This window comes from Streptomyces viridosporus (genome assembly GCF_002078235.1).
Classification (GTDB): Bacteria; Actinomycetota; Actinomycetes; order Streptomycetales; family Streptomycetaceae; genus Streptomyces; species Streptomyces viridosporus.
This window is the reverse complement of record NZ_MSGP01000316.1, coordinates 1-12,231: the sequence shown is the minus strand read 5'-3', so window position 1 is coordinate 12,231 and position 12,231 is coordinate 1. Positions and strand designations below refer to the sequence as shown.

The window sequence follows — 12,231 nt, the reverse complement described above, 5'->3', positions numbered from 1 at the left end:
TGGACGCCGACGAGCAGCGGGAGCTGGAAGAGGCCGAGGGCCGCGCCGAGCAGCAGCATCAGCAGGGTGGGCTGCCAGGCCCGGCCCGGGTAGGGGAGGAGGGGGAACGCGAACAGGATCAGCGCGGCCGTGCCGATGCCGAGCATCGCGGTGTTGCGGAAGCCGATGCGGCGGTAGACGTGCTGGCTGAGGGCCGCCGAGACGGGCCAGGTCAGCGTCCACACGGAGAGCACGAACCCGGCGGCCACGGGGACGAGGCCGAGGACCGTCTGGGCGTAGGTGGGCAGGAACACGGCCGGGGCCACCATCACCAACCCCAGTGCGCCCAGGGCGAGGTTGACCGCGGCGATGGTGCGCCGCCGCCACACCCAACCGGGGATGATCGGCTGCGCCGCCCGGCGTTCCACGACGACCGCGGCCACCAGCAGTGCGAGCCCCGTGCCGAGCAGGACCAGCGAGGGCGCCGACAGCCAGTCCCAGGCCACGCCGCCCTGCACCAGCGCCGTGAGGAGGGCGCCGCCGCACGCGAACACGGTGAACGCGCCCGCCCAGTCCACCCGCGGGCGGGGACGCGCCTCCCCCCGGTGCTCGTGCAGGTGACGGACGATCAGCCACAGCGCGACCGCCCCGACGGGCAGGTTCACCAGGAAGATCCAGCGCCAGTCGGCGTAGGAGGCGAGGAGGCCGCCGATGCCGGGGCCGGCGACCGCGGAGACCGCCCAGACCGTGGAGAGGCGGGCCTGGATCCTGGGGCGCTGCTCGAGCGGGTACAGGTCGGCGGCGAGGGTCTGCACCGTGCCCTGGAGGGCGCCGCCGCCCAGGCCCTGCACGACGCGGAAGGCGATGAGCGCGGCCATGTTCCAGGCCAGCGCGCACAGCAGCGAGCCCAGCAGGAACAGCACCGCGCCCACGACGAGGACCGGTTTGCGGCCGAAGGTGTCGGACAGCTTGCCGTAGACGGGGAGGGTGACGGTGACGGCCAGCAGGTAGCCGGAGAACAGCCAGGAGAAGTAGGAGAAGCCGCCGAGGTCGCCGACGATCTGCGGGACGGCGGTGGAGACGACGGTGGAGTCGAGGGCGGCCAGGGCCATCGCGAGCATCAGGGCGGCGGTGACGGCCCCGCGGCGGTCGGTCCGGGTCTCCCGTGCGGTGTCCTGTGTCACCGGTCCGGCGCCGTCCACCCGGAACCCCCTCCTCGCGGTCGTCTGTCCCTTGCAACCATCTGCGCCGGACAGCTTCGCACTTGACCCTGACGCGGCGGGAGGGTGGAGCCTGGAGCGAGCCGGTGGACGGAGCCCGAAGCGGGCCGGTGGGCGGCGCCGACCCTGAGAAGGGCCCCGCCCGCCGGAGGAGGGCCCCTAGGGGTACCTCCGTACTACGGATCGGGGAGGGGTCGTACCGGCGGAGGACGAGGCGGGCGGGAGTCGTCCTTAACCTGGCTTTATGCCGCTGGGGGGCGGTTGAGCACACCGGCGGGGGTGGGGTTTTCCTCAGGGAAAGACTGCGCTGCGCACCAGGGCGCGACGCCTTCCCCGCCGCCAGACTGAACACGTCGTACCGCAGTGCGCGAAGCGGCCGTCGGACACGACGGCGGCCGCCGGAGCCTTTTCTTCTCATTTTCTGACCGACATAGGAGACTTACCGTGACATCGGCTGTGACCATTCCCAGGCACGGGGGTACTGGAGGGCGTACGGCCGTTGCCGCGCGGGCCCGGCAGGTCGTGAAGGCGTACGGGTCCGGGGAGACCCGGGTCGTCGCCCTCGACCACGTCGACGTGGACATCGACCGCGGCCGGTTCACCGCGATCATGGGTCCCTCGGGGTCCGGCAAGTCCACGCTGATGCACTGCCTGGCCGGGCTCGACACCGTGACCAGCGGTCAGATCCACCTGGACGAGACCGAGATCACCGGCCTGAAGGACAAGAAGCTCACCCAGCTGCGCCGGGACCGGATCGGGTTCATCTTCCAGGCGTTCAACCTGCTGCCGACGCTGAACGCGCTCGAGAACATCACGCTGCCGATGGACATCGCCGGCCGCAAGCCGGACAAGGCGTGGCTGGACCGGGTGGTGGAGACCGTCGGGCTCGCCGGGCGGCTGAAGCACCGGCCGACCCAGCTGTCCGGCGGCCAGCAGCAGCGGGTCGCGGTGGCGCGGGCGCTGGCGGCCCGGCCGGAGATCATCTTCGGTGACGAGCCGACCGGGAACCTCGACTCGCGCGCGGGCGCCGAGGTGCTGGGCTTCCTGCGCCGTTCGGTGGACGAGCTGGGCCAGACCATCGTGATGGTCACCCACGACCCGGTCGCCGCCTCCTACGCGGACCGGGTGCTGTACCTCGCCGACGGCCGCATCGTCGACGAGATGCACCAGCCGACCGCCGAGCAGGTGCTGGACCGCATGAAGGACTTCGACGCCCGGGGGCGCACGTCATGACCGTCCTGAAGACCTCGATGCGCAACTTCCTCGCGCACAAGGGGCGGATGGCGCTGTCGGCCGTGGCGGTGCTGCTGTCGGTGGCGTTCGTGTGCGGGACGCTGGTGTTCACGGACACCATGAACACGACGTTCGACAAGCTGTTCGCGGCCACCTCCTCGGACGTCACGGTGAGCGCCGAGGGCGCCTCCGACAGCGGCGAGACCACCTCCGACAACGGCAAGCCGCCGGTGATGCCGGCCTCCGTGCTCGCCGAGGTGCGGAAGGTGGAGGGGGTGGAGTCGGCCGAGGGCTCGGTGTTCTCCACCTCGGTGACCGTCGTCGACGCCGACAAGGACAACCTCTCGCCCACCAGCGGCGCCCCGACCATCGTCGGCAACTGGAACGACCTCGACGCCCGCACCATGGAGATCACCTCCGGCGCCGCGCCCGAGGGCCCGGACCAGATCATGGTGGACGCCGACACCGCCGACCGGCACGGCCTGGGGCTCGGCGACGAGATCGGCGTGATCAACGCCGTCGGCACGCACATCGCGAAGATCTCCGGCATCGCCGACTTCACCGTCACCAACCCCGGTGCGGCGATCTTCTACCTGGACACGAAGACCGCGCAGCGGGCCCTGGTCGGCGAGGGCGACGTCTACACCAACATCCACGTCACCGCCGCGGCCGGCGTCAGCGACGCGCAGGTGAAGAAGAACGTCCTGGCCGAGCTCGGCGGCGACTACAAGGTGCAGACCGCCGCGGAGACCGCGGAGGCCAACCAGAAGGACGTCGAGAGCTTCATGAGCGTCATGAAGTACGCGATGCTCGGCTTCGCCGGGATCGCCTTCCTCGTCGGCATCTTCCTGATCATCAACACCTTCTCCATGCTGGTCGCCCAGCGCACCCGCGAGATCGGACTGATGCGCGCCATCGGCTCCTCCCGCGGGCAGGTCAACCGCTCGGTGCTGATCGAGGCGCTGCTGCTCGGCGTGGTCGGCTCGGTGCTCGGCGCCGGCGCGGGCGTCGGGCTCGCGGTCGGGCTGATGAAGCTCATGGGCCTGATGGGCATGGAGCTGTCCACGGACGACCTCACGGTCGCCTGGACGACTCCGGCGATCGGTCTGGTGCTGGGCGTCGTGGTCACCGTGCTGGCCGCCTACCTGCCGGCGCGGCGGGCCGGGAAGATCTCCCCGATGGCCGCGCTGCGCGACGCCGGGACCCCGGCGGACGGCAGGGCCGGCCGGATACGGGGCGCCGTCGGCCTGCTCCTCACCGGCACCGGTGGCTTCGCCCTCTACCTGGCGGGGACCGCGGACAAGGCCACGGACGGCTCCCTGTGGCTGGGCCTGGGCGTGGTGCTGTCCCTGATCGGCTTCGTCGTCGTCGGCCCGGTGCTGGCGAGCGGCGTGGTCCGGGTCCTCGGCGCGGTCCTGCTGCGGGCCTTCGGCCCGGTGGGGCGGATGGCCGAGCGCAACGCCCTGCGCAACCCGCGCCGCACCGGCGCGACCGGCGCCGCGCTGATGATCGGGCTCGCGCTGGTGGCGTGCCTGTCGGTGGTCGGCTCCTCCATGGTCGCCTCGGCCACCGAGGAGCTCGACAAGACGGTCGGCACCGACTTCATCATCCAGAACGACGGGGGCCAGCCGATCACCCCGCAGGCCGTCGAGGCCGTGAAGGCGACGCCGGAGCTGGAGCGGGTCACCGAGTACAAGTGGACCGAGGCCGACTTCACCACGCCCGACGGCAAGACGCTGAAGAACACCGCGATCACGGCGGCCGACCCGACGTACGCGACCGACCTGCGGGTCGAGACGGTCGCCGGGGAGCTCTCCGACGCCTACCGGCCCGACTCGATGTCCGTCCACGAGGACTTCGCGAAGGACCACGGCATCGAGATCGGCTCGAAGGTCGAGGTCGCGTTCAAGGACGGCTCGACGGGCGCGCTGACGGTCCGGGCGATCACCAGCAGCGAGGCCGTCGTCGACGCCGGCGCGATGTACACGTCCATCGACACCCTGGCCACGTACGTCCCGGCCGACCGGATGCCGTTGGACCAGCTGCTCTTCGCCGCGGCGAAGGACGGGCAGCAGGAGAGCGCGTACCGGGCGCTGAAGGACGCGCTGCACGACTACCCGCAGTACACCGTGCGCGACCAGACCGACTACAAGCAGGCGCTGAAGGACCAGATCGGCCAGCTGCTGAACATGATCTACGGCCTGCTGGCCCTGGCGATCGTGGTCGCGGTCCTCGGCGTGGTGAACACCCTGGCCCTGTCGGTGGTGGAACGCACCCGGGAGATCGGCCTGATGCGGGCCATCGGCCTCTCGCGCCGGCAGCTGCGCCGCATGATCCGCATGGAGTCGGTGGTGATCGCCCTCTTCGGCGCCCTGCTGGGCCTCGGACTGGGCATGGGCTGGGGCGCCACCGCGCAGCAGCTGCTCGCCCTGGAGGGCCTGAAGGTCCTCGACATCCCGTGGCCGACGATCATCGGTGTGTTCATCGGCTCGGCGTTCGTGGGCCTGTTCGCGGCCCTGGTCCCGGCGTTCCGCGCGGGCCGGATGAACGTCCTGAACGCCATCGCGACCGAGTAACCACCGCACACGGGGATCGCGGGGGAGCGCCCGGCGCCGGAAGCCCAGGAGGGCTTCCGGCGCCGGGTACGTCCGCGTCCGCCCGGGTACCCGCACGGTGGCCCCGGTACGAGGCCGTGGCGGCGTCGTCCGCGGGCCGGGCGCGGTGCACGGGCCCGTTCCCCGGTGGCGCGGCGTCGTACGCTGGACACCCCCGGCCCGCAGTGCGCGTCGGGCCCGTCGTGTTGCACACCCCCGGACGGAAAGCGCCCCGAATGAGCCTGCACGGTCTGCTCGACGCCGTCGTCAAGGACACCGCCCTCGCGGAAGCGATCTCGGCGGCTTCCGACGGCCACCGCATGCACGTCGACCTGGTCGGCCCGCCCGCGGCCCGACCCTTCGCGGTCGCCGCCCTGGCCCGGGAGACGGGCCGCCCCGTCCTGGCGGTGACGGCGACGGGACGCGAGGCGGAGGACCTGGCCGCGGCGCTGCGCTCCCTGCTCCCGCCGGAGGGGGTCGTGGAGTACCCGTCCTGGGAGACGCTGCCGCACGAGCGGCTCAGCCCCCGCAGCGACACCGTCGGCCGCCGTCTGGCCGTGCTGCGCCGCCTGGCCCACCCCCGCTCCGACGACCCGGAGACCGGCCCGGTCTCCGTCGTCGTGGCGCCCGTGCGTTCCGTGCTCCAGCCGCAGGTCAAGGGGCTGGGCGACCTGGAGCCCGTCTCCCTGCGGACCGGGCAGAGCGCCGACCTGGAGGAGGTCGTCGAGGCGCTCGCCGCCGCCGCGTACGCGCGGGTGGAGCTGGTCGAGAAGCGCGGCGAGTTCGCGGTGCGCGGCGGCATCCTCGACGTGTTCCCGCCCACCGAGGAACACCCGCTGCGCATCGAGTTCTGGGGCGACGACGTCGAGGAGATCCGCTACTTCAAGGTCGCCGACCAGCGGTCCCTGGAGGTCGCCGAGCACGGCCTGTGGGCGCCGCCGTGCCGCGAGCTGCTGCTCACCGAGGACGTCCGCGCCCGCGCGCGTGCCCTCGCCGAGGAGCACCCCGAGCTCGGCGACCTGCTCGGCAGGATCGCCGAGGGGATCGCCGTGGAGGGCATGGAGTCCCTCGCACCGGTCCTGGTGGACGAGATGGAGCTGCTGCTCGACGTGCTGCCCGAGGGCGCCATGGCCCTCGTCTGCGACCCGGAGCGGGTGCGGACGCGGGCCACCGACCTGGTGGCGACGAGCCAGGAGTTCCTGCAGGCGTCCTGGGCGGCCACCGCGATGTCCGGCGCGGACCGGGCGCCCATCGACGTCGGCGCGGCCTCCCTGTGGTCCCTCGCGGACGTCCGGGAGCGGGCCCGCGAGCTGGGCATGATGTGGTGGTCGGTGTCGCCGTTCGCCGCCGACGAGGAACTGGACGCGGACACCCTCAAGCTCGGCATGCACGCTCCCGAGACCTACCGCGGGGACACCGCCAGGGCCCTCGCCGACACCAAGGGCTGGCTCGCCGACGGCTGGCGCACGGTGTTCGTCACCGAGGGCCACGGCCCGGCCTCGCGCACGGTGGAGGTGCTGGGCGGCGAGGGCATCGCGGCCCGCCTGGCCGCCGACGGCGGGAGGACGGGCGACCTCGGTGAGATCACCCCGTCCGTCGTGCACGTCGCCTGCGGCTGCATCGACCACGGTTTCGTCGACCCGGTGCTCAGGCTCGCCGTGCTCACCGAGACCGACCTGACCGGGCAGAAGGCGACCGGCCGCGAGGGCGCCCGGATGCCGGCCCGGCGCCGCAAGACCATCGACCCGCTCACCCTGGAGGCGGGCGACCACATCGTCCACGAGCAGCACGGCGTGGGCCGCTACATCGAGATGGTGCAGCGCACCGTGCAGGGCGCGACCCGCGAGTACCTGGTGGTGGAGTACGCCCCCGCCAAGCGCGGCCAGCCCGGCGACCGCCTCTACATCCCCACCGACCAGCTGGAGCAGATCACCAAGTACGTCGGCGGCGAGGCCCCCACCCTGCACCGCCTGGGCGGCGCCGACTGGACCAAGACCAAGGCGCGGGCGAAGAAGGCCGTCAAGGAGATCGCCGCCGACCTGATCAAGCTGTACAGCGCGCGGATGGCGGCGCCCGGCCACGCCTTCGGCGCCGACACCCCCTGGCAGCGCGAGCTGGAGGACGCCTTCCCCTACGCGGAGACGCCCGACCAGCTCACCACCATCGCCGAGGTCAAGGAGGACATGGAGAAGTCGGTCCCCATGGACCGTCTGATCTGCGGTGACGTCGGCTACGGCAAGACCGAGATCGCGGTGCGGGCCGCCTTCAAGGCCGTCCAGGACGGCAAGCAGGTCGCCGTCCTGGTCCCCACGACGCTGCTGGTGCAGCAGCACTTCGGCACGTTCGGCGACCGGTACGCGCAGTTCCCGGTCACCGTGCGGGCGCTGTCCCGCTTCCAGACCGACACCGAGGCCAAGGCGGTCCTGGAGGGGCTGCGGGAAGGCTCGGTGGACATCGTCATCGGCACCCACCGGCTGTTCTCCTCGGAGACGAAGTTCAAGGACCTGGGTCTGGTCATCGTCGACGAGGAGCAGCGCTTCGGCGTCGAGCACAAGGAGCAGCTGAAGAAGCTGCGCGCCAACGTCGACGTGCTCACCATGTCCGCCACCCCGATCCCGCGCACCCTGGAGATGGCGGTCACCGGCATCCGCGAGATGTCGACGATCACCACCCCGCCGGAGGAGCGCCACCCGGTGCTCACCTTCGTCGGCCCCTACGAGGAGAAGCAGATCGGCGCCGCCATCCGCCGCGAACTGCTGCGCGAGGGCCAGGTCTTCTACATCCACAACCGCGTGGAGTCGATCGACCGCGCGGCGGCCCGGCTGCGCGACATCGTGCCCGAGGCGCGCATCGCCACCGCCCACGGCCAGATGTCGGAGTCGGCGCTGGAGCAGGTCGTCGTCGACTTCTGGGAGAAGAAGTTCGACGTGCTGGTGTCGACGACGATCGTCGAGTCCGGCATCGACATCTCCAACGCCAACACCCTGATCGTGGAACGCGGCGACACCTTCGGCCTGTCCCAGCTGCACCAGCTGCGCGGCCGGGTGGGACGAGGGCGGGAGCGCGGCTACGCCTACTTCCTGTACCCGCCGGAGAAGCCGCTGACCGAGACCGCGCACGAACGGCTCGCGACCATCGCCCAGCACACGGAGATGGGCGCGGGCATGTACGTGGCGATGAAGGACCTGGAGATCCGCGGCGCCGGAAACCTCCTGGGCGGCGAGCAGTCCGGCCACATCGCGGGCGTCGGCTTCGACCTGTACGTGCGGATGGTGGGCGAGGCGGTCGCGGACTACCGGCGGCAGCTGGAGGCCGGCGGGATCGAGGAGGAGCCGCCGCTCGAGGTCAAGATCGAACTGCCCGTCGACGCGCACGTCCCGCACGACTACGCGCCCGGCGAACGGCTCCGCCTCCAGGCGTACCGGTCGATCGCCTCCGCCAACACGGAGGAGGACGTCAAGGCCGTGCGCGAGGAACTCGTCGACCGCTACGGCAAGTTGCCCGAGCCGGTGGAGAACCTGCTGCTGGTGGCGGGCCTGCGGATGCTCGCCCGGGCGTGCGGCGTCGGCGAGGTCGTCCTGCAGGGCAACAACGTCCGCTTCGCCCCGGTGGAGTTGCGCGAGTCGCAGGAACTGCGCCTCAAGCGCCTCTACCCCGGTTCGGTCGTCAAGCCGGCCGCCCACCAGGTGCTGGTGCCGCGCCCCAAGACCGCGAAGGTGGGCGGCAAGCCGCTGGTCGGACGCGAACTGCTCGGCTGGGTCGGGGAGTTCCTGACGTCGGTCCTGGGGTCGTAGGCGGCGCCGCGCACCGGCGCGGCACGGCGTGTGAAACCGTCCGCGGGAGGAACCCGCGGACGGCTTCCGCGGTGGAATTGGTTCCGCGGTGGAAGTGGTTCCGCGCGGCCCTCGGGGCCGGCGCGAGGCCTACGGCTGGTCGGGGCGGTCGCGGTCCATGCCGAGGCGCCGCTCGGCCTGCTGCTGCGCGGTGTCGACCTGGTCCTCGTACTTGCCGCCGGTCCTCTCGTTGGCCTTCCGTTCCGCGGCGTCCGAGGCCTGCTTGGCCTTGTCACGCGCCATCCTGTTGCTCTTGAGCTTGTCGAAGATACCCATGCAGAGCTCCTTCGGAAGGTGATTCAGAACCGACGATACGCGCGACCTGCGAGGAATGCCCGTTTGATTCCCGTGTGGTCTGGACCTTTCGCTCGTTACGGTGGACCGGGCACCGCCGGGCATCGCGCGGTCCGTACGGGGCAGGGAACAGGGGAACGAGGGAGGACGGCGTGGCGGGGTACAGGAGGCGGGGCCGGGGGATACGGCGCACCGGACCGGCGGTGTGCGCCGCCGCCGTCGTGCTGCTCGCCGGCTGCGAGGGGATCCAGGGCGAGGGGTCCCCGGCCGGCGGCGAGAGCGCGGGCGCGGCCGCGGACGGGCGGGCGGTCAGTCCGCTGGACAACCCGGACGGGACGAAGCCGGGCCTGGCGGCCGTGACGGACGAGGGCGACCGGGCCGAGGCGCGCGAACTCATCGAGACGGTGCGGACGAAGGGCCGCGGGCCGAAGACCGGCTACGACCGGGACGAGTTCGGGTACGCGTGGATGGACACGGCCGACGGCGTCCCGCTGGCCCGCAACGGCTGCGACACCCGCAACGACGTGCTCCAGCGCGACGGCCGGGACCTCCGCTTCCGCTCCGGCTCCGACTGCGTGGTCGTCGCCATGACCCTGGCCGACCCCTACACCGGCAAGACCGTCGAGTGGCGCAAGCAGGAGGCCGCCGCGGTGCAGATCGACCACGTCGTGCCGCTCTCCTACAGCTGGCAGATGGGCGCCTCCCGCTGGGCCGAGGCCAAGCGGAAGCAGCTGGCGAACGACACCCTCAACCTGCTCCCGGTCGACGGCCCCGCCAACTCGGCCAAGGGGGACTCCGGTCCGGCGACCTGGCTCCCGCCGAACAGGTCCGTGCGGTGCGCGTACGCGGTCCGCTTCGCCCAGGTCGCCGTCAAGTACGAGATGCCGGTGACGCCGGCCGACAAGCGCATGATGCTGGAGCAGTGCGGCGGCTGAGCGGCGGCTGAGCGGCGGTCGGGCCGCGGGAGCCCGTCCTCCCGCGCGCCGCCGGACCGCCCGGGCACATGCTGTCCACCCGGGGGCGGATCAGCCCAGGGAGTCCAGGTCCAGGACGTGGCCGGTGGGCTCGCGGACCGGGACCGGCTCGCCGTAGTCGGTGAAGGTGAGCGAACCGGGGTCCGCGGCGGAGGTGCTGTCGACCCGCAGCAGGTACGGTTCGCCCTCCGTGGCGACGTAGAGGGTGAAGCGGTCCTCGCCCTCCCGCTCCTCCAGCGTGATCGCGGGCGTGCCGTCGACGGTCGTCGTCTTCCCCCGGGTCGCCTCCGAGCGGCCGTCCTGCAGGTCCCCGAGCACCTGGTCGAGGTCGCAGAAGCCCGCCATCTCCTCGGCGTCCGCGCTCTTCAGGGACATCTTGGTCCACTTCCCGGCCAGCAGGGCCACGGCCGCGTCCACCTCGGCCTCGGGCCCGCCCTCGCTCTGGGCGCGCAGGAACGCCTCGTCGTACTTCATGTAGAGGGTGTCGCCGGTCTTGATCAGTTCGGCCTCGCCCTCGCCGTCCTTGCCCAGCGTGCCGGCGCACTCGCCCTGCTTGTTCAGGGCCATGTCGAGGCGGAGGGTGCCGCCGCCCTCCTCGTCGGGGACGTCGCCCTTCATCCGCAGGGACGGGGCACCGGTCGTGGCCTCGCGGGCCCGGTCCACGATCTCGCTGCCGGTCAGACCGGCGAAGGGTTCCTCCCGCGGCTTCCGGGAGTTCTTCCGGTCCTCCGCCGTGCTCTGCCCGGCCGAGTCGCTCGATGTGCTGTTGGTCCTGTCCTCGCCGGCGCAGCCGGTGAGACCGGCGGTGGCCACGGCGGCCAGGCAGAGGGCGGCGAGTGCGGTGCGGCGCATGATGGGTTACCTCGGGTTCTTCGGTGGGTGAACGGGGGGCGCCGGTCAGAACTTGCCGTTGCCGAGCAGTTCGCCGTCGGCGTCGTAGACGGTGACCAGGCCGTTCTCGCTCTGCTTCCAGTCGGCGAACGCGGAGGCGATGAGCTTGGCGGGACCCGTGCCCTCGCCCGTGATGCCGCCGGTGAAGTCGGTGTAGACGTCGGCGGTGTCGAGGATGTCGTTCTGCTCGTCGGCGCCTTGGACCTTGGTGACGTGCGAGACGGCCTCCTTCTCCGAGGCCGTGCCGTTCTTCTGCACGAACGCCTTGAACCGCTCGGCCTGGGAGGCCTTCTCGGCGCTCTTGTCGTCGGCGGGCTTCGCGTCGAACGCGCCGTCCCGCTTCGTGCCGCCGGACTGCTGCTCCGCGGCCGCCGAGGAGCCCTTGTCGCCGGATCCCCCGTCGGTGTCACCGGAGTTCGCCGACACGGCGCCGATGACGACGATCCCGACGACGGCGCCCAGCGCGATCTTGCTCTTCATGCCCATGACTGTGTCCCCTCCCGGACAGGACGACCGCCCCGCGGCGATCACTCGTTCGCTGGGTCAATGAGAGCAGAGAGTGTGAATCGAGTCAACACGGTTCACAGGGTGGTGCGTGTACACGAGCGTGAAGTCTTGGATCTCGCGTACATCGGTATGCTCGACGCCACAGACGGATCAGAGGGAAGCCAGAAGGAAGTAGGGCGGGGTGCCGGAGAAGCGGGACAGCGCGACAGAAGTGACCGCCGCGGGGATCGCGCGGCTGGCCGGGGTCGGCCGCGCCGCCGTCAGCAACTGGCGCCGCCGGCACGCCGACTTCCCCAAGCCGGTCGGCGGCACCGAGGCCAGCCCCTCGTTCGCCCTCGCCGAGGTCGAGCACTGGCTGCGCCTGCACCGCAAGCTCGCCGAGGTCCCCCTGCGGGAACGCGTCTGGCAGCAGCTCGCCGGCCACCCCGACGGACCGGTCACCGCCCTCACCCACGCCGGCTGCGTCCTGCTGCTGATCCACGAGCGCTCCCCCGTCTGGCTGGAGGTGAGTTCCGGCTCCGACGAGCGGCTGGCCGCGCTGCTGCCCGAGGCGCTGGAGCAGGTGCTCCCGCCCCGGCCGGACGACGGGACGGGCGACTCGCGTGTGAACTCCTCGGGTGCTGTGAACACTCCCTCGGCGGTTCACAGCGCCCCGCACGGCCGTCACACCTCACCCACCGCCGCCCCGGAGCCCCGTCCCGTCGTC

8 protein-coding genes and 1 pseudogene are annotated in these 12,231 nt (G+C 71.9%); 5 read left to right on the top strand and 4 right to left on the bottom strand.

Going from position 1 to position 12,231, the window contains the following annotated elements; all coding sequences use genetic code 11:
* Positions 1-1,181, bottom strand: a 1,181-nt coding sequence (locus tag B7L92_RS22360) for an MFS transporter (protein WP_081239250.1), incomplete at its 3' end; no start/stop codon positions are given.
* Between the two features lie 462 nt (positions 1,182-1,643).
* Here B7L92_RS22360 and B7L92_RS22355 point away from each other — a divergent pair.
* The 3 genes from B7L92_RS22355 to mfd all read left to right on the top strand — a co-directional run bounded on the left by B7L92_RS22355 (position 1,644) and on the right by mfd (position 8,820).
* Positions 1,644-2,432 (top strand): ABC transporter ATP-binding protein, encoded by a 789-nt coding sequence (locus B7L92_RS22355; RefSeq protein ID WP_081239249.1) that lies wholly within the window; start codon positions 1,644-1,646, stop codon positions 2,430-2,432.
* A complete protein-coding gene (locus B7L92_RS22350) occupies positions 2,429-5,008 on the top strand; it encodes an ABC transporter permease (protein ID WP_081239248.1) in 2,580 nt (859 codons plus the stop codon). The genes B7L92_RS22355 and B7L92_RS22350 overlap by 4 nt, the downstream gene beginning before the upstream one ends.
* 254 nt (positions 5,009-5,262) lie before the next feature.
* Positions 5,263-8,820: a transcription-repair coupling factor gene (mfd, locus tag B7L92_RS22345; RefSeq protein WP_081239247.1), complete on the top strand. Its 3,558-nt coding sequence runs from the start codon at positions 5,263-5,265 to the stop codon at positions 8,818-8,820.
* Between the two features lie 129 nt (positions 8,821-8,949).
* On the opposite strand, the gene B7L92_RS22340 is transcribed toward mfd, so the two are convergent.
* On the bottom strand, positions 8,950-9,135 hold the full coding sequence (locus B7L92_RS22340) for an antitoxin (RefSeq protein ID WP_081239246.1): 186 nt from the start codon (positions 9,133-9,135) through the stop codon (positions 8,950-8,952).
* Between the two features lie 170 nt (positions 9,136-9,305).
* Here B7L92_RS22340 and B7L92_RS22335 point away from each other — a divergent pair, with 170 nt between their 5' ends.
* Positions 9,306-10,088 carry an HNH endonuclease family protein gene (locus tag B7L92_RS22335; protein ID WP_438364015.1) on the top strand — a complete coding sequence of 261 codons (783 nt, stop codon included), beginning with the start codon at positions 9,306-9,308 and terminating at the stop codon, positions 10,086-10,088.
* Positions 10,089-10,178: 90 nt separating this feature from the next.
* Here B7L92_RS22335 and B7L92_RS22330 read toward each other — a convergent pair whose 3' ends face one another.
* Complete coding sequence (locus B7L92_RS22330) at positions 10,179-10,979, bottom strand: hypothetical protein (protein WP_081239245.1); 801 nt, start codon at positions 10,977-10,979, stop codon at positions 10,179-10,181.
* Between the two features lie 45 nt (positions 10,980-11,024).
* Positions 11,025-11,504 (bottom strand): hypothetical protein, encoded by a 480-nt coding sequence (locus B7L92_RS22325; RefSeq protein ID WP_081239244.1) that lies wholly within the window; start codon positions 11,502-11,504, stop codon positions 11,025-11,027.
* 202 nt (positions 11,505-11,706) lie between these two features.
* On the opposite strand from B7L92_RS22325, the pseudogene B7L92_RS22320 reads away from it, so the two are divergent.
* Positions 11,707-12,231: pseudogene (locus B7L92_RS22320) on the top strand (SAM-dependent methyltransferase); the annotation flags it as partial.